The organism is Pseudomonas sp. BAY1663, assembly GCF_000582595.1.
Lineage (GTDB): Bacteria > Pseudomonadota > Gammaproteobacteria > Pseudomonadales > Pseudomonadaceae > Stutzerimonas > Stutzerimonas stutzeri_AF.
Window position 1 is genome coordinate 1 of record NZ_AZSV01000003.1, and the last position, 22,598, is coordinate 22,598.

Annotated in this window: 14 protein-coding genes and 2 pseudogenes; 4 read left to right on the plus strand and 12 right to left on the minus strand. The window is 61.0% G+C overall.

The window, feature by feature from the left end; genetic code table 11:
* Positions 1-80 precede the first annotated feature (80 nt).
* Positions 81-794 (plus strand): 4'-phosphopantetheinyl transferase, encoded by a 714-nt coding sequence (locus BAY1663_RS01565; RefSeq protein ID WP_037037456.1) that lies wholly within the window; start codon positions 81-83, stop codon positions 792-794.
* 94 nt (positions 795-888) lie between these two features.
* On the plus strand, positions 889-1,170 hold the full coding sequence (locus BAY1663_RS01570) for a pyrimidine/purine nucleoside phosphorylase (RefSeq protein WP_037037457.1): 282 nt from the start codon (positions 889-891) through the stop codon (positions 1,168-1,170).
* A gap of 68 nt (positions 1,171-1,238) precedes the next feature.
* Here BAY1663_RS01570 and BAY1663_RS01575 read toward each other — a convergent pair whose 3' ends face one another.
* From BAY1663_RS01575 to moaA, 11 genes and pseudogenes are all read right to left on the minus strand, one after another.
* Positions 1,239-1,424, minus strand: a complete 186-nt coding sequence (locus tag BAY1663_RS01575; protein ID WP_371257574.1) for a hypothetical protein — start codon at positions 1,422-1,424, stop codon at positions 1,239-1,241.
* A 153-nt stretch (positions 1,425-1,577) separates the two neighbouring features.
* A complete protein-coding gene (gene fliS, locus BAY1663_RS01580; protein ID WP_037037459.1) occupies positions 1,578-1,964 on the minus strand; it encodes a flagellar export chaperone FliS in 387 nt (128 codons plus the stop codon).
* Between the two features lie 183 nt (positions 1,965-2,147).
* The gene (gene fliD / locus BAY1663_RS01585; protein WP_037037461.1) at positions 2,148-3,542 is read right to left on the minus strand and encodes a flagellar filament capping protein FliD; all 1,395 of its coding nucleotides are present in this window, start codon (positions 3,540-3,542) and stop codon (positions 2,148-2,150) included.
* A gap of 66 nt (positions 3,543-3,608) precedes the next feature.
* Positions 3,609-3,983 (minus strand): flagellar protein FlaG, encoded by a 375-nt coding sequence (locus BAY1663_RS23210; protein ID WP_037037606.1) that lies wholly within the window; start codon positions 3,981-3,983, stop codon positions 3,609-3,611.
* Positions 3,984-4,064: 81 nt separating this feature from the next.
* On the minus strand, positions 4,065-5,285 hold the full coding sequence (locus BAY1663_RS01595) for a flagellin (RefSeq protein WP_037037462.1): 1,221 nt from the start codon (positions 5,283-5,285) through the stop codon (positions 4,065-4,067).
* 478 nt (positions 5,286-5,763) lie between these two features.
* Positions 5,764-9,696 (minus strand): glycosyltransferase, encoded by a 3,933-nt coding sequence (locus BAY1663_RS01600; protein WP_051497051.1) that lies wholly within the window; start codon positions 9,694-9,696, stop codon positions 5,764-5,766.
* Positions 9,693-10,760: a hypothetical protein gene (locus BAY1663_RS23215; RefSeq protein WP_128576022.1), complete on the minus strand. Its 1,068-nt coding sequence runs from the start codon at positions 10,758-10,760 to the stop codon at positions 9,693-9,695. The genes BAY1663_RS01600 and BAY1663_RS23215 overlap by 4 nt, the downstream gene beginning before the upstream one ends.
* Positions 10,761-11,643: 883 nt before the next feature.
* On the minus strand, positions 11,644-14,013 hold the full coding sequence (gene ligA, locus BAY1663_RS01610) for an NAD-dependent DNA ligase LigA (protein WP_037037466.1): 2,370 nt from the start codon (positions 14,011-14,013) through the stop codon (positions 11,644-11,646).
* A gap of 362 nt (positions 14,014-14,375) precedes the next feature.
* Positions 14,376-15,193, minus strand: a pseudogene (zipA, locus tag BAY1663_RS01615) (cell division protein ZipA).
* Positions 15,194-15,376: 183 nt separating this feature from the next.
* Positions 15,377-18,862 (minus strand): annotated as a pseudogene (gene smc, locus BAY1663_RS01620) (chromosome segregation protein SMC); the annotation flags it as partial.
* 474 nt (positions 18,863-19,336) lie between these two features.
* Entirely contained in the window at positions 19,337-20,332 is a 996-nt protein-coding gene (gene moaA / locus BAY1663_RS01625; protein WP_037037468.1) for a GTP 3',8-cyclase MoaA, read from the minus strand.
* A gap of 216 nt (positions 20,333-20,548) precedes the next feature.
* Between moaA and BAY1663_RS01630 the strand changes: the two genes are divergently transcribed.
* Positions 20,549-21,400, plus strand: coding sequence for an ion transporter (locus BAY1663_RS01630; protein ID WP_037037470.1), 852 nt, complete (start codon positions 20,549-20,551; stop codon positions 21,398-21,400).
* A gap of 126 nt (positions 21,401-21,526) precedes the next feature.
* Positions 21,527-21,940 (plus strand): CopD family protein, encoded by a 414-nt coding sequence (locus tag BAY1663_RS01635; RefSeq protein WP_037037472.1) that lies wholly within the window; start codon positions 21,527-21,529, stop codon positions 21,938-21,940.
* Between the two features lie 129 nt (positions 21,941-22,069).
* On the opposite strand, the gene BAY1663_RS01640 is transcribed toward BAY1663_RS01635, so the two are convergent.
* A complete protein-coding gene (locus BAY1663_RS01640; RefSeq protein ID WP_037037482.1) occupies positions 22,070-22,537 on the minus strand; it encodes a DUF2231 domain-containing protein in 468 nt (155 codons plus the stop codon).
* Between the last annotated feature and the right edge of the window lie 61 nt (positions 22,538-22,598).

Consider the following 22,598-nt stretch of genomic DNA (forward strand, 5'->3'; position numbering starts at 1 on the left):
TTCCGGTGCACCGGCCGCTTTTGTGGGAGGCCCGACCTCGGGGCGATGCTTTCAGGCCACTTTGAGGCAAAATAGCCGTCATGAACGACCAGCCTCCATTACCGCTCTGCTGCACGCCCCCAACGGACCACTGGCCCCTCCCCCGGCCGCTGGCTGGAGTGTGTCTGTTGAGCACGCGTTTCGATCCGGCCTTGCTCGATCCCGAAGATTTCATCCGCTGGCAAATCCCCGAGCAGAAAGGCGTCAGCAAACGGCAGACGGAATTCCTCGCCGGCCGTCTCTGCGCCCGCGAAGCGCTACGCCGGTTGACCGGCTTCCCCGGCATTCCGGCCGTGGGTGAAGATCGCTCACCGCAGTGGCCGGCCGGCATGGTAGGCTCCATCACCCACGGTGCCGGCTGGGCCGGTGCCGTCGCAGCGCGCAACGACCGCTGGCGCGGGCTGGGCCTGGATATCGAATGCGTATTGAACAGCGCGCGGGCCGACCGCCTGGCCGGGGAAATCCTCACCCCCGCCGAACTGAACGGCTACGCCGCCCTGCCCGACCAGGAACGTGCCCACCTCGTGACACGCACCTTCTCGCTCAAGGAAAGCCTGTTCAAGGCGCTCTACCCGCTGGTGCAGCAGCGCTTCTACTTCCAGGATGCCGAACTGCTCGCAACCACTCCCGAAGGCGATGCGCGCCTGCGCCTGCTGATCGACCTTTCCGACACCTGGCGCCATGGCGCCGAACTTGAAGGCCAGTTCGCCGAGTTCGACGGCTACCTGCTCAGCCTGGTCAGCATCCGCGCCTAGCAACCGATCAAGCCACCGGGCTCAGCTGACAGATGACGCCCTCGTACCGCTTGGGCATACTGGCCACCCTTTTTTACCCACTCAGGTAATCGGCATGTTCAAGGTCAACGAGTATTTCGACGGCACTGTCAAATCCATCGCGTTCGATATGGCAGCTGGCCCCGCCACCATCGGCGTGATGGCTGCAGGCGACTACGAGTTCGGCACAGGCCAGCTGGAAGTGATGCACGTGATCGCCGGAAGCCTGGACGTCAAGCTGCCCGGCAGCGACAAATGGGAAACCTTCGCCAGCGGCACCCAGTTCACCGTACCGGCGAACAGCAAGTTCCAGCTGAAAGTGGCTGCGGATACTGCCTACTTGTGCGAATACCGCTAAAAGCGACGCGCGGGGTGGAAACCGCAAAGCGTTTTCCACCAGCGGTGGTGAAACGATCTCGCGGGTGTTCAGCCGAACGTCTTGTACGCCTGATCGACCCGCTTCGACTGATTGAGCCGGGTCAACTCGCCGGCAATCCGCTCACGCTCGGCGCGCGCCGCCCGCTGCAGTTCGGCATATAGCCGCGACAGCTCCTCGAGCGGTTCACGCAGGCTGGATCGCTGGCACCCGCCTCTCCTATCAATGCGCGACATTGTGCATCCAACGCACCTATAGCCGCCCAGTCCTGCTGAACCAGCGCCTCGCGCAGGGCATTCTGGAGAGACGCAAGCGCCTGGAGAGTTGGTTGCATATGCCCTTTCCGAAGAGTCGATGGTGGAGGCTTCAGGATACCCGCACAATGATGATCAACCGTGTTGGGCAATACCATCCCAACCGGACTTCACTTCCCGCAACAACCCGGCCACTTCATCGATGATCGCCGAATCGTTCTTCAGGTTCGCCTCGATCAGCCGCGAAGCCATATAGGCATAGAGGTTATCCAGGTTAGCCGCAATCTCGCCACCCGCCTCTTGGTTCAAGGCCTCGCGCAGTCCGCCGACGATATCGATGGCCTTGCCGATCAGGGTCCCCTTCAGGGCCACATCGCCCCGCTCCATGGCACCGCGCGCCTGGGCAAGACGGGTAAGCCCACCCTCCATCAGCATCTGGATCAGGCGATGCGGGCTTGCATCCACGAGCTGTGCATTGGTGTTGACGGACTGATACTGCTTCATGGCTGCCATGGCATACATGGGAATTCTGCTCCGATATGTGGCGGGACTATCCTTTATATCGGCATTCACCCACGCAGCTTTAGCAGACAATCGACAAAGGTTTCAGCCCTGCCGCCCCTTGCCGCCCCGGTGGCTGAAGCGAAGCGAAGCGCAGCGCAGCCCGGCTCACCCTGCAAGCGTCGTCAGGGCAGAACACAGCGCTTACTTACTGCTCTTCTTGACGACGCCTGGCAGGCTGGAAAGCGTATTTTCCAGCCAGCTGCTGGTATTGGACAACTGAGCGACCAGCGTATCCATCGCGTTGAACTGGGAATAAAGACGGGTCGTCATCGATTCGATCCGCAGGTTCAGCTTTTCCCGCTGGGCCTTGATGTCAGCATTGGTCGCCTCCAGTCCGGAAACCCGCTGCGCCAGGATGCCACCGGTCTGGTTGAAGCCGTCGACCCGGTTATTGAGCCGATTCATCAAACCGGTTTCACCCGTGAAGAAGCCCCCGACGGCATCGAAATTCTTCTCGAGCGCAGTTTTCAGCTTATCGTTATCGATCGCCAGCGTACCGTCCTTCTGGGTAGTGATGCCGAGATCGGCCAACATCCGCACGCCATCGCTCCCCCCCACCGAAATCAGCTCGTTCTGGATACCGGATAGAATGCTGCGAACGCTGGAATCGCCGACCAATCCACCAGTCAGTGGCTGACCATCTTCGCCCACCTTGGTCACTTTGGTCAGTGAATTGGTCGTCTTGATCAGGTTGTTGTAGGCATCGACGAACTTCTTGATGTTGGCGGTAACGCCATCCTGGTCCTGGGCAACCGTAACCGTGACGGTCTTGTCCTTGTCCGTCGCAACCAGATTCAACGTTACATCGGGAATAGCGCCTTCCACCTTGTTGGTCGCGCTTTGCAGTGCCAGACCATCGATGGTGAACTTGGCATTCTGCGCACGCTCCAGAACCCCGCCCACCTCCGCGGTCGCATCGCTTCCAGTATCGATGGCAAACGCGTCCAACCCTGCACTAGTACTGATCGAAACGTCCTTGCCCTCCCCCGTATTGGTAGAAGACATCACCAGACGAGTCTTGCCTGTGCTGGGGTCGGTAAGCAGGTTGGCGGTAACGCCGGAATCCTTGAGGGCCGTATTCAGCGCGTCCTTCACCTGCGTCAGCGAAGCGCCTTCGCCAATTTCGACATCGATGCCCTCTCCATCGCCTACCTTGACCGTCAAGGTACCGGCAGCGCCTGCCGTGAAATCGCTTTCCAGGGCCTTGGTAGCCGTCTTGCTTCCCGTCGCCAACTGTTCGATCTTGACGCTGTAGGTACCTGACTGAGCGGTCTTGCTGGCAGTGGCCGTCAGCAAATCCGTATTGGAGGATTTGGCAGAACGATTCTCGAACAACTTGACGTCATTCAGCCCCTTGAGCGCCGTCTGGAAACTGCTCAAGGCCGTACGCAGCGTACCCAAGGCGGAAATCTTGGTCGTAGTCGCAGTCTCCAGGCGGGTCAGTTGCGCTTCTTTCGGAGCCTTTTCCGCAGCGACCAATGCACCGACCATCGCATCGATGTCCATGCCTGAACCAATGCCTGTGATACCTGCCATCTTCACCACCTCGTCATAGGGTTGACGCTTGAAAGCCAAAACTTAACGACAGCAAGAAACGCGCCGCTACGCTTGCGCCTTGAACAACAGGCTGCGGGCCTCTTCCAGGTTTTCGGCCAGACGCAGCGCTTCTTCAGTCGGAATCTGCCGCACCACTTCGCCCGTGGCGCAGTCCGTCACCTTGACCACCATCTTGCCTGTGGAGTCATCCAGATCGAAATTCAGATCGCGGCGGATGCTTTGCACGAAATCCTTGATGCTCGACACAGCCTCCCCGAGCGATGCAACCGTAACAACCTGCTGCTCGGATGAAGCAGCCTTACCAGCAACCTGGGCATCGCCTTGCCTGTCGGCCACTCCTCGCGACCCAGTCAGCTGTTGCCCCTGCGCCTGAACAGCGGTAGCAACAGCAGGCAGTTGAGCCGAAAGCGCAATATCCATTTTCGTCACCTCGCAACGGCAAAACGGGAGGAAGCGCCCAAGCACTTCCTCCCGCAGTTATTGCAGACTTACCTGTTCAGCTTACTGCAGGAGGCTCAGCACCGCCTGCGGCAGCTGGTTGGCCTGGGCCAGGATCGCGGTACCGGCCTGCTGCAGGATCTGGTTCTTGCTCAGTGCAGCGGTTTCGGCGGCGTAGTCAGTATCCTGGATACGGCCTTTCGCTGCCGAGACGTTTTCGCCGATGTTCTGCAGGTTGGCGATAGTGTTCTCGAAACGGTTCTGCACCGCACCGAGCTCGGCACGCTGGGAGTCGATCTGCTTGATGGCATCGTCGATGATATAGACGGCAGACTGCGCCCCAGCCGCACTACTGATATCAATTTCCTTGATGGTGTTTGCATCATTAGCACTGTCTACTTTGGCAGGAGCAGAACCGCTGGCAATACCAGCCCAGTTCACCCCAGTGCTTCCTCCGGAAGCCATCGTTACGGAGGCCAGTACAGAGGCGGCCCCACTGCCAGTCGCGCCATTACCTTTAGTAATGACAGTCAATTCATCGTCACTGTTCTTCAGGATACCAATACCAACGTTTGCATCGTTGATAGCTGCAGCGATTCTATTCGTCGCATCTTCCGCAGTATCCCCTTCTTTAAAGGAAACTTTTACGGACTTCGTTTCTGTAGTGCCATCAGCCTTAGAGAGGACAATATCAATAGTCTCTTCACCGGCACTAATACTACTACCACTGGCCACCGTAGCCCCGGAACCAAAACTCCCTTCGTAGTAAGTACCAGTGAGCGATTTCGAACTCATTTCGTCGATACCGACACTGATGATCTCATTGGCAGCAGCGCCCACCTGGAAACTTGCCACACCGAACGAGCCATCCAGCAACTGACGCCCACCAAAGGTGGTGGTGTTGCTGATGCGGTCCAATTCTTTCTTCAACTGAGTGACTTCATCATTCAGTGCAGTGCGTTCGGAGTCACTGTTGGAGCCATTGGCCGCCTGCAGGGACAAATCACGCATACGCTGCAGAATGTTGGTCGACTGCTGCAAGGCACCTTCAGCAGCCTGCGCCATGGAAATACCATCGTTGGAATTCTTGACCGCAACATTCAGACCACTGATTTGACTGCCCAAGCGGTTGGAAATCTGCAGACCGGCGGCATCGTCCTTGGCGCTGTTGATACGGCTACCGGTGGACAGGCGCTGCATGGTGGTTTGCAACGCGTTGGCGGAGTTGCTGAGGTTGCGCTGAGTGTTCAGGGAAGCAACGTTAGTGTTGACGGTCAAAGCCATGATGTTTGTCCTCCATCGGACCTAGCTTGTTTGCCTGAGTGTGCGACCTTGGGGAGGGACATACCCAGGCACCCATAAAGTTCGCATTCGAGAGTTATGTCGGCGTCGGTATCGAAAGCTTTAGGGGGTAGCGAGAAAAATTTTCCTTCACCCTTGACTTCCCCGAATGCCTGCACAGCCGCCCCGCACAGCTTTTCGGCAGACCGACAAAAAACCTGAGAACAAAGCCTCGTCCCGAAGAGGCTACGGCTTCTGCTTCATAGCCAGGTGGGCAGCGTGGAGTGTTCAGCCGGGATAAATGGAGCACCAGCCTGCGCCGTGGAAGCCGTTCGGTAGAATGAGCGCTCTGCTGTGCGCGGTCACATCGAACGGATTTAGGGACGATTTCGATCATTGGCCCGAGAACGCCTGCCAAGAGCCATGCCGATTAGCGAACCGGCATAGCTTCCGCTCTACGCTGCGTTACCCTCGCACAGGCTTAGTCCGGCAGCCACGCCTTACGCCAGGCTTCGAGACTCTCCCCTTCGAGCATCCATCCAGCCAGCACAGCAGCACGCAGCTCGTCCCCGGCCTTGGCCGCTGCATCGAGGTCGTTGATATGGGCCCAGATCGCATCCATCCAATCACGGAAGCGGTTCTTCACCCGCATTACCGGCAGCAAACCATCCTGATAGCAACGCACGTCGCTACAGATCACCGGGAAACCGCAGGCGCCATATTCCAGCAAACGCAGGTTGCTCTTGCATTCGTTGAACAGGTTCTGCTCGACCGGCGCCAGTGCCAGGTCAAGATTCAGACTGGCCAGCTTTTTGGCGTAACGCTCTATCGCTACTCCTTCGTGGAACTCATGGATATAAGGTTTCAGCTTCTCCGGGCACATGCCGAAGAACACCCATTCCACTTCATCCGCCAGCTCCTTGACCACATCGACAATCATCTCCAGATCGCCCGTATGGCTAGCGCCACCCGCCCAGCCGACACGAGGCTTACTGGAAGTTCGACGAGCACCCGTTGACAACCCGCCCCACCAACGCGGATCAAGCCGATTCTTCACCACATGAATATCCGGATGGAATTCGGCGAACGCCTCCGCCATCACATCCGTAGAAACAACGAAGCGATCCACATAGGACAAACCACGGCGCAAGGACTTGACGATATCCTTAGGCATATGTTGACGATGGACGCTCTTCATCGGCAGGTTCGGTAGGTAGTCATCCAGCTCGTAGACCTTGAATGCCTGGGAAAACGCCTTGATCCGTCGCATGGCCTCCAGGCGCTCTTCACCGATTTGCCGTTGCAGGATCACGGCATCGGGGTTGTAGCGCTCCAGGTCCACGACGTGCATCAAGCCAACTGACAGCGCACCGTCGACCATTCCCGCCTCACGCAGGGCATTGAATGGCTGCATGACACGATAATGTCCGCAACCCATGGTATCGGCCGGATGGGCAAGCACCACAGGTAATGGACGCCAGATATCCAGCGGTCGCCAGGAAATCTGCGTATCTGCCAGCTTGAAGCCGCCCGGTTGCACCAAGGAGAAATTGGGGTTGTAGGAAGGATCACGTGCCAGCTGCGGCAGCCACTTGGCATACATGGCATCCTGTTGCTGTGCGGTTACCTCGGTAGATTCTTGGCGGTCGAGCATCAATTGCACGCTTGGAGACCACACCAGCAAGTATCCAGCCTCCCGGATTCGCAGACATAGATCCGTCATTGCGTAAGGTAAGGGAATCCCCTCCTCATCCAATCCTTCCAGCTGGACATACAGATCGCGCGGAAGCATCAGGCAATCCTGACTCAATGCGCTGACGTTCTGATCCACCTGCAAGCGCTGCATATATCCCGGTTCGTCGAGTTTTTCACCAACGTACGGATCGCCCAATGGCCCCTGCAATCCGAGAATCTGCATCGCCTGGGCGATCTTGCCGTCTGGCGTCAGCAGCCTACCCCCTACCCCGCCCACTTCAGCCCGTTGGGCATGGTTGAGCAGATTGTCCAACCAGTCTTCTTCGACAATTGCCGTGTCGGGTGCCAAGAACAGCAGATAATCACCCGAAGCTTGATTAACCGCCTGGTTCAACATCGCTGCCATATTCCGACTCGCAGGCTGAACGACCCTCAGCTTGGCCTCCTGCAGTCCCGTCAGGGCCAGCAACCACTCGTGTACCGCCTGATCCTGCGGGTGGCTCTCGATCAACAGAACCTCGAACGCCTGGTAGGTCGTGCTTCCCAACACCCCCTCGAGGCAGCGCTGCAGCCTGCTCAAATGAGCACCTGCCGGGATCAGTATCGATACCACAGGACTACCAGCGTGCTTGTATTCCAAGTGGTAGCGGCCAGGTTTGGCTGCCGTTACCTGAGCATTGGAGTAACCACGCGCCTGCAAATGACGAACGATTGCCTGACGCTCGTCCTCGACATTGGCCAGGGCTGGTATATCCGTGATCAGCAAAGGCTCGGAAATATGCCCCAATCCAGCCAAGCCGCCCTGATTGACCAGGCGCAGGATAAGGTCCAACTCCAGAGCTTCTTTCAAGGAAGGATCGAAACCGCCAACTTCAAGCACGGCCTCGCGCCGAAACAACCAGTGCCGCGCCATGCCAGCGGGAAAACTGAGTAGATAGTCCAGATTGAAAGAAGGACGACAAGCGGCGCCAAGGGCGTCATCCTGCCGATAGATTTCATCGAAGCTGATGGCTCGGCAATCGGGTGTCTGCACGAGTTCCAGCTGCGCGATAAGTTGGCCACTCGAGGTGAACTCCTCGCCTGCCTTGACCATCATTACCCAATCAAAGCCAGTCGCAGCCGCCAGTTGATCATTGAGTGCATCTATGTAACTTTCTTTATCAACCTCTACCAGATGAATATCAGGCGACAGAAGCACATCCGCGGCGCCACCAACGCTCAATGCCACGATCTTCAACTCGATACAAATATGATCTTTCGCATTCAGGCTTTTAATTGTACTCATCAGCCCGACCGAATCACCAACCAGATCAAGCACAAAGATGCATACTGTTGGGCCACCACTGTTGCCCCGTACATAATTCTCGATCAGCCGTTCCTGAATCGGTGTGGGGGCACGGCTCTCCAGCCAGTAATTAAGCGAGGCCGACGGTCTAGATACCAATCCAACGGACATCTCACTCATCAACTCGGCCACCCGGGCCGTGGCCATGCCATCGATCCCCAAGTTGAAATAGGGTGCTCGGCTGGCAGCCTTTACCTGCTGCCACTTACGAAAGGATACATCCTGCAACAGCCTCTGGACTGCCTCACCCAGTTCAGAAGCTTCCACGTCCAGAACACCAGAATTTGCGTCATAGCAGGGGCCGAATAAAGTGTTGGCCGGATGATGCAGGTTAATCGCAGGGGTACCGCATAGCAGCGCCTCGACACAATAGTTGGAGTCCACTGCCACCAGTACGTCGGCACAGGCCGCCCAAAGCGGGCCATCTTCTATTAAGTAGAAATAACGGTGCGGATCTGCACCATGCTCAACTAGCAACTCCTTGAAACGCCGCTCGCCGAAATGGAAGTTCGGTGGTCGATCCTTAATAACGGGATTAAAACTCAAGCCCGCATCGTGCAGAGCCTCACAAGCATCAATGAACTGGCCTACCGTTTGCCCAAAGATACGCTCATCACCATGGGCGGTGAGACTAGAGGCCCAAGTGGTGCCGAACACTACGATAGGTTCACCATCCCGCAATCCATGCCGCTTCCGCAACTCAGCCTCGTGTGTTGCTCGCTCATTGGCCAGTTTAGAGAACTTGTCCCAGGCCGGATTGCCAGTAACTCGCATGCGTTCTGCTGGCACACCATAGTCCAGATATCCTTCTAGACCTCGCTGCCCATAGACAGCATGGATATCCGCTACCAGTTGCGAATGCACGGTATAGGGATCGTTCAGAGCCAAAGCATGGGATAGGTGCAAAGAAGGAATGTTCTGAGCCCTGGCCCAATGCATGGCCACCTTGGCCATCGGCATCACGTCCTCGTTACTAACCATCAAACACAGATCATAGTTCTGCTGGGCCAAATCCAAACCATGAAGCAATGTCATCAACATCGGTAATTCGGCGTCCAGTCGGGAGCCGATAATATTTGCCAAGGTATCACTCTGCTCAGTTGCCAGAACGGCAGGTAGCATCTTCTCCAAATACTGACCGTAGATCTGGCGGAGGGCTTCCCATTCGGCACGCGCATTTTGAGCACCCGTGTTGCTCAGTTCTCGATCCATAATGAAGAGGGCGCCGCCAACCTCCTTCACCAGTTCTACCAAGCTCTGAGTCACGTATGGGGTTAGGGTGACGATGGTGATCGAACCGTTGCGCTTAAAGAACTCTCGAAGGACTCCCAGCTGAGACTCCCAGAGAAAGCTAACTATTGCAGGACTTTTCACGAACTAACTCCGCTATGGGTCTTGAAGTAGTCGCGCAACAGCGCAGTAGCCAAGTGGTATTCCAGGCCCGAGACCAAGTCCACGCCCTGACGCAGCCGCTGCGACTGCTCCACCATCCAGCCTCGGGTGATGGCCATGTTCCGAGCATCAATAGACTGAGCTTGCTGCCATCGTCGCAATTGCTCGGTAACCTGGGGAACCAGCCATTGCTCGAAAGCGAAATCTGGACGATGGAATGCAAGGGCTTGCTGTAGGAGGAACAGGAAATGTCGGGTACGTAGAGAGCTAAGCAGTCCCGCCGTACCGATGGCAAAGGCATTCGGGCGCTGTTGGAGGAGCCCCTCAATACCAGTCAGAGACGAGTCGGCAAGAACCGTCTCGCGGGCAGCCAGCACTTCGGCCCAAGCGGCATTACCGGCAGGATCTCTGCGCTTCGCCAAGGCGACTAAGTAGCGCCCACTGAGCGAGGTTCCCAGCCTCGCCAGCACTTGCTGTTCCAGCAGTAAGGCCAATTCGAAGAAGGTCTCATCACTGTCGAGCCAAGACAACAGACGCAGCCACTTTAGAGGGTGCTCCAAACGCAAGTAGAGCAATGCGTTATCCCAAATACCGCCATAGGGCTCCAGCGCCACCAAGCTCAAGCCACGTGCATCTGCAGCGGCGAGTAAGGTAGCAGGCGAACAGAGAGCCACGGAAGGATCGTCACGGATGTTCTCAGGCCAAGCAGTAGGCGAATCACCGAAAGCAGCCTGCCAGTGGCTTGGTGAGCGTAGATCTAGAACCATGCGCCCTTCGGGCTTGAGACCTTCGGTACAGAAGTCCAGCAGTTGCCCCAGATTACCCAGTGCAGGTATCGCCGCGAAGGCACGAATAGCCTCCCAAGCCCCGCGAACCCCTGGAGCAGCCTCGGCAACCTCGCGCCCTGCAAGATGGCGTGCGGCAAAGCTGTCCTCCACAGCCCGACGCAGGCGCGCAACACCGGGGTTATCGAAGAGTTGTGGCCGCTCGGACAATACTAGGTGAGTGGCACTCCAGTCTTTCTCGTTCAACGGTTGTAGGGTCATATCAGTATCCAGAAAGGATCAGTGGATATTTAAGTGGCGCCCCAGCACAAAGCCTCAGCGGCCTCCATGCCGGCGCAAGCAGACCAAGTGTTCGACGCCTTGAGCGAGTGCGGATGCGGTCCTTCGCGCATTTCCACCGCGTAGATGTCGGCTGCTCGGCAGGAAGAAGCAGCCTGTACTGGTATGTCGGACGCCGGCACCATACGCTGCCGAGAAAGTAACGCGCGCAGGGCATTGAACTTCTGTTGCATCTCGTACTGCTGAAAAGATTACTACGCATTTATGTTTAAACTTTTTCAGCAGGCATTGACCCCTTGCGCGTTCAAACGGGCCGGTGCATCCAAATATAAAAATGGATTCATCGCTAAACACTAAGTCACTCCGCCTGAGATGCCCTTTAATTGACGCACACGATTGATAGGCACGAAACATGCCAACAAAGGACATCAAGGAAGCTATGGACAATCCGTGCCGCTCTGTCGATTTGATCGACCATGCTACTGCCGGTGGGCCCTTGCTGGGCCAGATTCTGCGCCACGGAATATGCGTACTCGGCAATTCACCCCTGCACACGCAACGGATAGTCCATTTTCATCAACGAGGATTTCATGCTGTCGTAGACATGCTTGCCGAACAGAGGCGACAGGGGATAGGTTGATCACTGCCTCATGCCAATGGCATCATCGCTACCGAAGCGACAGCAACTTACGCACTGCTCGTATGATGCCCCGGATTACTAATGGTGACTGCACGGCCATGGGATAAATTGACCCTGAGCCATAAGCGCGGAGCTTTTTTCGGCGACTGATCCGCTCTCGGTGGAGTGAGCAGCATCGTTGAGCTTCGTCACTGCACAATCCAACCTAGTGATCAGCTCAACCACCTAAACTTCTTCCAACTGCACCAACCGCTCGAGAAACGCCGCCTCGTCCAGCACGGCAAGTCCCAGCTCGTTGGCCTTCGTCAGTTTCGAGCCAGCGCCCGGGCCTGCCACGACGCAGGTGGTCTTCGCCGAAACGGAGCCGGCGACCTTGGCGCCCAGGGCTTCCAGGCGGGCCTTGCCTTCGTCGCGGCTCATGGCTTCGAGGGTGCCGGTCAGCACCCAGGTCTGGCCGGCCAGCGGCAGGCCTTCGGCGGTCTTCTTCGCGCTGCCCCAATGCATGCCGAATTCACGTAGCTGAGCCTCGATATTGCGGGCACGTTCGGCGTTCTCGGGGTTGTCGAAATAGTCGCGCAGTGAGCGTGCGGCCTTTTCGGTGAGGCGTTCGACCTGGCGCAGGTCGAGCCAGTCGGCGGCGATGATCGCTTCCAGGCTGGCGAAACGGTCGGCCAGGCGCTGCGCGCCGGTGCTGGCGATGAAGGGAATGTTCAGTCTGTCGAGCAGGCCGGCCAGGGTTGCGCAAGCGGTGAATTCGGGATGTACCTCGCCCTCCTCCTGCAGCTCTACGCCACGCTTTCGCAGCAACTCGATCACCGAACGGTTGTGCTCGTCCTCGAAGAAGCTGTGGATCTCGTGCGCCACCTCGAGCCCTACATCGGGCAGGTAGACGAGCACGTCGGGCAGCGCACGGCCGATGCGTTCCAGCGACCCCAGCGCCCGCGCCAGCAGTTTGGCGGTTTCCTCGCCAACGTCAGGTATGCCCAGGGCGTAGATGAAGCGTGCGAGGCTGGGCTTGCGGCTCGCGTCGATGGCGTTGAGCAGGTTGCGCGTGGAAACCTCGGCGAAGCCTTCCAGCTCGATGACCTGTTCAGGCGTCAGGCAATAGAGATCCGCCGGCGAATTGACCAGTCCCTTGTCGACCAGTTGCTCGACGATCTTGTCGCCCAGCCCGTCGATATCCATCGCGCGGCGCGAGACGAAGTGGATGATCGCCTGCTTGAGCTGGGCCTGGCAGGCCAGGCGGCCCACGCAGCGGTAGATCGAGCCTTCGCTGACCGACTCGCGGCCCTTGCTGCGCTTGATCAGCTGGGTGCGCTCGACTGCCGAGCCGCACACCGGGCAATGCTCGGGGACGTGCACGGCGCGGGCATCGGCCGGGCGGCGCTCGACGATCACGCCGAGGATCTGCGGGATCACGTCGCCGGCACGCCGCACGATCACGGTGTCGCCGATCATCACGCCCAGGCGCGCCACTTCGTCCATGTTGTGCAAGGTGGCATTGGAGACGGTGACGCCTGCTACCTGCACCGGCTTCAGCCGCGCCACCGGGGTGATGGCGCCAGTGCGGCCGACCTGGAATTCCACACCGAGCAGCTCGGTAATTTCTTCGCGCGCAGGGAATTTATGGGCGATGGCCCAGCGCGGCTCGCGCGCACGGAACCCCAGTTCGCGCTGCTGGCGCACCGAATTCACCTTGAACACCACACCGTCGATCTCGTAGGGCAGCGCGTCGCGCTTCTCGCCGATGGACTGGTAATAGGCCCGGCATTCGGCAACGCCCCTGGCCAGCGTCAATTCGCGACTGATAGGCAATCCCCAGCCCTTGAGCGCCTTGAGGATGCCGATATGGGTATCCGGCAGTTCACCGTCGCTGCGCCCCACGCCATAGGCACACAACTCCAGCGGGCGGCCAGCGGTGATCTTCGAATCGAGTTGCCGCAGGCTGCCCGCCGCCGCGTTGCGCGGATTGGCGAAGGGCTTGCCGCCGCTTTCCAGCTGTCGCGCATTGAGCGCTTCGAAGCCGGCCTTGGGCATGTAGATTTCACCGCGCACTTCGAGCACCGCCGGCCAGCCAGTGCCATGCAGTTTGAGCGGAATGTTACGCACGGTGCGCACGTTGGCGCTGATGTCCTCGCCGGTGCTGCCGTCGCCGCGGGTGGCGCCACGCACCAGGTGGCCGTTCTCGTAGAGCAGGCTCACGGCCAGGCCGTCGAGCTTGGGTTCGCAGCTGTATTCGACCTGCGCGCCATCGCCGAACAGGTCGCCGGATGGCAGGTCCAGCCCTTCGCGCACGCGGCGATCGAAATCGATCAGGTCCTGCTCCTGGAAGGCATTGCCAAGGCTGAGCATCGGCACTTCATGGCGCACCTGGCCGAATGCCGTCAAGGCCTCGCCGCCTACTCGCTGGGTCGGCGACTCGGGCGTGACCAGCTCCGGGTGCTCGGCCTCCAGCGCCTTCAGCTCGTTGAACAGCCGGTCGTACTCGGCATCCGGAACGCTGGGCTCGTCGAGGACGTAGTAGCGGTAGTTGTGAGCGTCGATTTCGCTGCGCAGTTCGGCGATGCGCTCGGCAGCGGTTTGGGCGGAAGGCATATGGCGAAGCCGTGGCTGTGGCAATGCTGATTCAGACAGTATCAGCGCGCTTGGTTGATAGGGAGGCGCGGGATTTTAGCCGATTACGGAATTGGCGGCAGGTATGTGCTGCCTTCCAGGGTTTTCGGGGGCTCGATGTGGAAGAGCGGCAGGCCTGCGGCCTGCGATCGCCGCGAGGGCGCGCCTCCCACGGGGTTCGCTGGTTGCTCGTTGCTTTTGTGGGAGGCCCGACCTCGGGGCGATGCTTTCGAGCCTGAAGGCGCTGCAGGAGCCGGCTTGCCGGCGATCACCGGGCCCGCTGCAGGATAACGGTTCGCCAGCAAGGACCTGGCGCCCCAGGTGCTCCTGCAGGACGAGGACGCTCAGCGCTTGAGGGTCATCTGCCGGCGCTCGAACTCGACGATACGCTGGCGGTAGTGCTCGATGGTCTGGGCGGTGAGCACGCTGCGCTGGTCGTCCTTGAGCTCGCCGTTGAGCTCCTGGGACAGCTTGCGGGCAGCGGCGACCATGACATCGAAGGCCTGCTTCGGATGGCGCGGACCAGGCAGGCCGAGGAAGAAGCTCACGGCCGGCGTGGTGAAATGATCGATGTCGTCCAGGTCGAAGGTGCCGGGCTTGACCGCGTTGGCCATGGAAAACAGCACCTCGCCATTGCCGGCCATGCTCTCGTGGCGATGGAAGATGTCCATCTCGCCGAAGCGCAGGCCGCTCTCCAGAATGTTCTGCAGCAACGCCGGCCCACGGAAGCCATGCGGGTCGCGGGCAATGACGTTGATGACCAGCACTTCCTCGACGGGGGCCTGCTCCTTCTGCGGCGCCTCCTCGGCTTCATCGTCGTCACCGACCACCGGATCGAGCAGGTCGGTACGGGCTCGTCGGTGCTGAGCTGCAGGTCGCCCTGATAGGGCTCGTCGTGGCGGCGCTTCTTGTTCGACTCCCGGGCATTCATGGCGGGCATGTCGCCCTCGTCCAGCGAGGGCTCGTGATCGCGGTTGACCACACGCGCCGGACCGAGGAGTTCGTTGTTTTCATCGATGTCGGGAAGATTGGAAAGGCTGCGGTCCAGTTTGAACTTCAATTTGCCCTTGCTACCGCGCATGCGGCGCCAGCCGTCGAACAGAATGCCGGCGATGACAATGATGCCGATGACAATCAGCCACTCGCGCAGACCGATATCCATTAATGCATTGACCTCTGAATCCGATGATAAAGACGCAACAAGCCGTCACCTGGGACCGCTTCAGCGCATCGCAAAAATTGTGCTCTAAGCTAGCACGACGAACGGTACATTTGCACCGTGCGGTAGTTCTCTTTTTATGGCCTTCCTTGTATCAAAAACACTCAATTCGCTGGCTTTAATCCTAGCTTCGGCCAAGGCCACCGCCTGTTCCACGTCGACCGCAACCAGACGGGAGCAACCGGGCTCGTGCATGGTCACGCCCATCAACTGATCGGCCATTTCCATCGCGATCTTGTTATGGGTGATATAGATGAATTGCACGGTCGCAGACATTTCCTTCACCAGTCGCGCATAACGGCCGACGTTGGCATCGTCCAACGGTGCATCGACTTCGTCGAGCATGCAGAACGGCGCCGGATTGAGCTGGAATATGGCAAATACCAGCGCCAGCGCGGTCAGTGCTTTCTCACCCCCGGAAAGCAGATGAATGGTGCTGTTCTTCTTTCCGGGCGGGCGCGCCATGATCGCCACCCCGGTATCGAGTAGATCTTCCCCGGTAAGTTCCAGATAGGCGTTGCCGCCGCCGAATACTTTCGGGAAAAGCGCCTGCAATCCGCTGTTGATCTGATCGAAGGTTTCCTTGAAACGGTTGCGGGTTTCGCGGTCGATCTTGCGGATGACGTTTTCCAGCGTATCCAGCGCCTCGACCAGGTCGTCGTTCTGCGCATCGAGATAGCGCTTGCGCTCGGACTGCTGCTGGTACTCGTCGATCGCCGCCAGGTTGATCGGCCCGAGGCGCTGGATGCGTTGGGCCAGGCGTTCCAGTTCGGCGTCCCAGGCCTGCTCGCTGGCTTCGGCCGGCAGCGTGGCGAGCACGCCGTGCAGGTCGTAGCCATCCTCGTGCAGTTGGTCCTGCAGCGCCTTGCGCCTGACACTCAGCTCCTGCCAGCCCAGGCGCTGTTGCTCCAGTTGGCCACGCAGCAGTTGCGCCTGCTGTTCGGCCTGGGTACGCCGCTTCTCCGCGTCGCGCAGTTCGCGATCAGCGTCTTCCAGCGCCAGACGCGCATGCTTGAGTTCGTCCTCGACGCCCATGCGCCGCTCGAGCAGCTCCTCGAGTTTCATGCGCAGTTCTTCCAGCGGCGCCTCACCCTCCTCCAGGTTGAGGCTGAGCTGCTCGCGGCGCTCGATGACACGCTCGAACTGCTGCTCCAGGCGCTCCAGCGCCTGCCGGGTGGAATCGTGCTGGGCCTTGAGCGAGCCGACGCGCAGCGCCAGCTGGTGCGCATGGTCCTTGTGCTGCCGCGCTTCCTGGCGGATGTGGTCGAGCTGTTCGCGGATGCCGTCGCGGCTGGCGAGCAGGGTTTCGCGCTGTTCGGTGTCCAGGGCCATGGCATCCAGCGCCTGCTGCAGGTGCAGGCGCGCCTCGCCCAGCTGTTCGGTCTCGATCTCGCGCTGCTCGGCCTGCTCGGCCTGCTCCTCGTCGAGCCGTCGGCGGCGCAAGGCCAGCTGCTCCAGCCGTGCCTGCCCGGCCGAAAGCTGTGCCTTGAGTTCGCCCTGCTGGCGCGCCTCGTCCTGCTGGCGGCGGCGCTGCTCTTCGCGTTCTTCCTCCAGGCGCGAATGGGCCTCGCGCAGGCTGGCGATGTCCTGTTCGATCGCCTCCAGGCCGGCTTCGCGCTCCGCGCGCTCGGCCTGCAGGCGTTCCAGTTCCTGGCCACGGGCGAGCAATCCGGATTCCGCCTCGCTGGCCCGGCGCACCCGCAGGAAATGCCGGCCGACCCAGTAGCCGTCGCGGCTGATCAGGCTTTCGTCCTCGGCCAGCCCCGGGCGCGCGGCCAGTGCCTGCTCCAGCGATTCAACCGGCCGGACCTGGCCCAGCCAGGGCGCCAGGTCGAGCCGCGACTCGACCTTGTCGAGCAGACTGCCCGGACGCCGCGCGCCGGCGCTGCCCGGGGCGGCCAGGTGCAGCTCGCCCTGGTCGAAATCGTCCAGTTGGATGTTCGAGAAATCGTCCAGCAACACCGCCTGCAGGTCCGCGCCGAGCACGGTTTCCACCGCCAGCTCCCAGCCCGGCTCGACCCGCAGGCCCTCGGCCAAGCGCGGACGCTGCTGCAGATTCTGCTTGCGCAGCCACTCGGCAACGCCCTTGCCGGGGTCCATCGCCGCCTGCTGCAGGGCTTCCAGGGAGGCGATGCGGCCATTGAGGCGCTGCAGCTCGCCCTGCAGTTGCTGCTGCGTGCGGGTCGCCTGCTGCAGGCGTTCGCGCAATTGCTCCAGGCGCTCGTTGAGCGCTTCGCCGGCGGCGGCCAGTTCTTCCAGGTTCAGCTCGCTGGCGGCGAGTTGCTCGCCGAGTTCGAGCATTGCCGCATCCTCGGGATCACCGGCCAGCAAGGCGCGTTCGTCATCCAGCCGCCGCTGGCGCTCGGCCAGCCGTTCGAGGCTCTGCTCCAGCTGCTGGATGCGCGACTGCTGCACCTCGGCGGCACGGCGCGGTTCGGCGCTGTTGTGGTTGAAACGCTCCCACTGCTCCTGCCAGGCCTGCATCGCCGTTTCCGCTTCTTCCAGTTGGGCGGCGGATTCCTCGGCGGCCGCGCCGGCCAGCTCCTGTTCGGGCTCGAGCATGGCCAGTTCTTCGCCCAGGGTCGCCAGCAGCGTGCGGTCATGGCCCAGGTGTGATTCGGTTTCCAGGCGCGCCTGCTCGGCCTCGCGCAGGTCGTCCTGCAGCTGGCGCAGGCGTTGCTGGCCATGCTGGATGCTCTGCTCGACGCGGGCGATGTCGCCACCGACCGAATAGAAGCGACCCTGCACCTGGTTGAAGCGCTCGGACAGTTCGTGATGGCCGTCGCGCAGGCGCTCGATGCTGGCGTCGGCATTGCGCTGTTCGGCCACCAGCGCCTCGAAGGCCACTTCCTGGTCGCCGATGACCTGCTCGCGCTGGCCGACCTGTTCGTTCAGCGCCTGCCAGCGCAGGGCCGAGAGCTGCGCCTTGAGCTGGCGCTCCTCGGCCTTGTATTCCTGGTATTTCTCCGCCGACTGCGCCTGGCGGTGCAGGCGCTCGAGCTGGCGCTCCAGCTCCTCGCGCAGGTCGGTCAGGCGCGCCAGGTTCTCGTGGGTGCGGCGGATGCGGTTCTCGGTCTCGCGCCGACGCTCCTTGTACTTGGAGATGCCGGCGGCTTCCTCGATGAAGTTGCGCAGGTCCTCCGGCTTGGCCTCGATCAGCTTGGAGATCATGCCCTGCTCGATGATCGAGTAGCTGCGCGGGCCGAGGCCGGTGCCTAGGAAGATGTCGGTGATGTCGCGCCGGCGGCACTTCACGCCGTTGAGAAAGTAGGTGTTCTGCGCGTCGCGGGTGACCCGGCGACGGATGGAGATTTCGGCGAAGGCCGCGTATTCGCCGGTGAGGCTGCCGTCCGCATTGTCGAAGATCAGCTCGATGCTCGCCTGGGTCACCGGCTTGCGCGTGTTGGAGCCATTGAAGATGACGTCGGTCATCGACTCGCCGCGCAGGTTCTTCGCCGAGCTTTCACCCATCACCCAGCGCACCGCATCGATGATGTTGGACTTGCCGCAGCCATTGGGCCCGACCACCGCGGCCATGTTGCTCGGAAAGCTGACGGTGGTGGGATCGACGAAGGACTTGAAACCGGCGAGTTTGATGCTTTTCAGTCGCATGCGGGCCTATCCGTGGCAGTCAGCGTGAGGATGAACAAGCAGGGTCGCCGTGAACATCGGGATTCCTGGCATCGAGTGGATCTGGCGCAAAACGGCGGAGTTTATCATGGCGGTCAGGAAGGCTTGCACGGGCAGATGCAGACGGTTTCACAGGTATGGCGTTGGCTTCAGGGAAGTCTGGGCTCGGGGGTGTATAGGGTGCTTTTGCAGGAGGGCAGACCCGGGGCGGTGCTTTGGGCAGGCCTGCGGCCTGCATCGCCGCGAGGGCGCGCCCACGGGGTAGGTGTGCACCGGCTGCTTTTGTGGGAGGCCCGACCTCGGGGCGATGCTCTTGAGCTTCACGGCAGGCCGCCGGAAACCGCATCGCCGCGAGGGCGCGCCTCCCACGGGGTAGGTGTGCACCGGCTGCTTTTGTGGGAGGCCCGACCCCGGGGCGATGCTCTTGAGCTTCACGGCAGGCCGCCGGAAACCGCATCAGCCGCCGGTCATGCTCATGAAACGCACCACCTGCACCTGCTCGTCGGTACGAAAATGGTGCTTTTCCGGCTTGAGCTGCAAGGCATCGACCAGCGCCTGGCGCAGGCGCTCGCTGTCGCCGGGGTAGCGACGCATCAGGCTCTTCAGGTCGAGCGCGCCTTCATGGCCGAGGCAAAGCACCAGCTTGCCTTCGGCCGTCACACGGACACGGTTGCAGCTGCCGCAAAAGTTGTGGCTGTGGGGGGAGATGAAGCCGACCTGGGTGTTGCTGCCGGCGACCTGCCAATAGCGCGACGGGCCGCCGGTGGTATGGCTGCTGCGCACCAGCGTGTACCGTGCCTCGATGCGCTCGCGGACTTCGTCGCTGGAGCAGAAGGTCACCTGGCGCTGGTGGCTGGAGACGCTGCCCAGTGGCATCTCCTCGATGAAGCTGATGTCCAATCCGCGGGCGATCGCGAAATCCAGCAGGTCGAGGATCTCATCGTCATTGCGCCCTTTCTGCACCACGCTGTTGAGCTTGATCCGGCTGAAACCCGCCAGGCGCGCGGCCTCGATGCCTTCGAGCACCTGCTCCAGCCGATCGCGGCGGGTCAGTTCGGCGAACCGCTCGCGCTTGAGCGAATCGAGGCTGATGTTCAGGCGTTTCACGCCCGCCGCCTGCAAGGCCGGAGCGAGGCTGTGCAATTGCGAGCCGTTGGTGGTGATGGCCAGGTCTTCCAACTCCTCGCGGGCCCCGAGACTCGACAGCAGGCCGACCAGCCCCTTGCGCACCAAGGGCTCGCCACCGGTGACGCGGATACGCTTCACGCCCAGGCCGATGAAGGCATCGGCAACGGCGTACAACTCTTCGAGGCTGAGGATTTGCGCGCGCGGCGCGAAGACCATGTCCTCGCTCATGCAATAGGTGCAGCGGAAATCGCAGCGGTCGGTTACCGACAGCCTCAGGTAGGTGATACGCCGGCCGAAGGGGTCGACCAACTGGGAATCGGGCATTGCATTCTCCAAACTGCTTGCTGCACCTACATGCAGACTATGCGGTAATAGCGAATCAGGCAAAGCCGCTTTACGAATGGTGCCGTATCGCCGGCGCGATCACGACGCCGGCGCCCTGTGCATGGCACCTCGGGCAATGATAGGCATCGATATGGACAGCCCGGCAACACGTCGAGCGGGCAACTTTCGGACTGGCATTAGGAGAGACCGCGGCGGATGAACAACGATGCCCTGAATAACCCGTCATGGCGGGAACGGCTCTACATCATCATCTTTTTCACCGACACCCGGGCCGGCAAGCGCTTCGACACCTGGCTGCTGGTCATCATCTTTGCCAGCCTGGTGGTGGTGATGCTCGACAGCATTTCCTCGTTCAACGAACGCCATGCGCTGTTGCTGAGCAATCTGGAGTGGGGCTTCACCACGATCTTCGCGGTCGAATATGCCCTGCGCATCTACACGCATCCCCAGCCGCGCAAATACATCTTCAGCTTCTACGGTGCCGTCGACCTGCTCTCGGTACTGCCGGCGTTCGCCGCCCTGCTGCTGCCGGATGCGCAGTACCTGCTGGTGGTCCGCGTGATCCGCATGCTGCGGATATTCCGCGTGCTCAAGCTGACCCCCTACCTGAGCCAGGCCAACTACCTGCTGGTCGCGCTGCAGGGCAGCCGGCAGAAGATCATCGTGTTCCTGCTCAGCGTCACCACGCTGGTCATCATCTACGGCACCCTGATGTATGTGGTGGAGGGCCCGGAGAACGGTTTCAGCAGCATTCCCATGAGCATCTACTGGGCAGTGGTGACCCTCACCACCGTCGGCTTCGGCGACATCTTTCCGCACACCTCGCTGGGCAAGGCGCTGGCGACGCTGGTGATGATCACCGGTTATTCGATCATCGCCGTGCCCACGGGGATCTTCACCGCCGAGCTGGCCAACGCGATGCGCCAGGACAGCCTGCAGCACAACTGCCCGACCTGCGACAAGCTCACCCACGAAGCCAACGCGGCCTTCTGCAGCCGCTGCGGCAGCCCGCTGTTCGAGCGCCGCGAGCTGGAGTCGCAGGACTGACCCGCGCCGCGACAAGCACCTCCCGCCAACGCTGTTGCCCACCACCGCTACGGCCGTTCGGCGACGAACTGCCCCGGCCGGGGGCTGTCACATCCTCAGATTCGCATCAGGCAGGATGGAGATCGGATGCCCTGGCTCAAACTGCTGCACTTCGCCGCCCTGCTCTGCTGGTGCGGCTCGCTGCTCTATCTGCCGGCGTTGATCGCGGCCGGGACCCGGCGCGGTGATCAGCTGTTCTATCGCGATCATGCCCACCTCACGCGGATGGTCTTCACCCTCATCAGCACACCGGCCGCGCTGCTGGCGATCGGTTCCGGTACGGCGCTGTTCCTGCGTGACGGCACGCTTGCCGGCTGGCTGATCATGAAGCTGACGGTGGTGACGGCCATGGCGCTTTGCCATGCGCTGAGCGGGGTCCTGGTGCTGCGCATCGAGCGCGAGCCGGAGCGCGGCGTCACCCATCAGTGCCTGGCCCTGGGCGTGCTGGTTCCGCTGCTGATCGCACTCACCCTCTGGCTGGTGCTGGCCAAGCCCTTCTGACCCCAGGAACGACCGCCACGCATGATCGATCGTCCGGCCCCCACCATCCAGCCCTCACCCGCTCCGCTTTCCCGGCAGGCGGTCGGGGCCGCCTCGGCTGGTCGCTGCGCATCCGCAAGCCGGTCGTGGCTAGTCGCCGAGGTCCACGCCGACGGCATGCTCGTAGACCAGCCGCCCGCCGAGAAAGGCCGCCAGTGCGATCAGCACCGCCGTCAGCAGCGAGAGATACAGCCCCCACATGACATCGCTGTCGCCGTTGGCGAGCCCCTGGTAGCGCAGCAACCAGTTCAGCGAAGCCAGCGACAACATCATCACCGCGAGAATCGCATGGCACCAGGCGGTGACCTTGCGGCGGATCTGCGGCACGGTAAGCAGATCGATCAGCCCGGCGATGCTCGCCACCCAGCCACCGATCGCACCGACGCCGGCGAGCCAGAGGCCGGCGCGCCACCAGAACGCGTCGAGTGTCCACAGGTAGGCCAGATCCACCGGCACCAGCCCCAGCAGCGCCGCCACCGGAAAGTGGATCATCATCGGATGCAACGGGTGGCCGGCAATCGCGGCGTTGCTGTTGATGGACTCGCGCTCTGTGGCCATCCGGCCCTCCCCGAGGCTGAAGTGAAACCGGCCGCCAGGCCATCGAGACGCAGCGGCGTTC

Coding starts and splice junctions, on each gene's coding strand:
- BAY1663_RS01635 (WP_037037472.1), top strand. CDS start 21,527: ATGCCCTGGCTCAAACTGCTGCACTTCGCCGCCCTGCTCTGCTGGTGC.
- moaA (WP_037037468.1), bottom strand. CDS start 20,332: ATGCCCGATTCCCAGTTGGTCGACCCCTTCGGCCGGCGTATCACCTAC.
- BAY1663_RS01570 (WP_037037457.1), top strand. CDS start 889: ATGTTCAAGGTCAACGAGTATTTCGACGGCACTGTCAAATCCATCGCG.
- BAY1663_RS01575 (WP_371257574.1), bottom strand. CDS start 1,424: ATGTCGCGCATTGATAGGAGAGGCGGGTGCCAGCGATCCAGCCTGCGT.
- fliS (WP_037037459.1), bottom strand. CDS start 1,964: ATGTATGCCATGGCAGCCATGAAGCAGTATCAGTCCGTCAACACCAAT.
- BAY1663_RS01595 (WP_037037462.1), bottom strand. CDS start 5,285: ATGGCTTTGACCGTCAACACTAACGTTGCTTCCCTGAACACTCAGCGC.
- fliD (WP_037037461.1), bottom strand. CDS start 3,542: ATGGCAGGTATCACAGGCATTGGTTCAGGCATGGACATCGATGCGATG.
- BAY1663_RS23210 (WP_037037606.1), bottom strand. CDS start 3,983: ATGGATATTGCGCTTTCGGCTCAACTGCCTGCTGTTGCTACCGCTGTT.
- BAY1663_RS01640 (WP_037037482.1), bottom strand. CDS start 22,537: ATGGCCACAGAGCGCGAGTCCATCAACAGCAACGCCGCGATTGCCGGC.
- BAY1663_RS23215 (WP_128576022.1), bottom strand. CDS start 10,760: ATGACCCTACAACCGTTGAACGAGAAAGACTGGAGTGCCACTCACCTA.
- BAY1663_RS01565 (WP_037037456.1), top strand. CDS start 81: ATGAACGACCAGCCTCCATTACCGCTCTGCTGCACGCCCCCAACGGAC.
- BAY1663_RS01630 (WP_037037470.1), top strand. CDS start 20,549: ATGAACAACGATGCCCTGAATAACCCGTCATGGCGGGAACGGCTCTAC.
- ligA (WP_037037466.1), bottom strand. CDS start 14,013: ATGCCTTCCGCCCAAACCGCTGCCGAGCGCATCGCCGAACTGCGCAGC.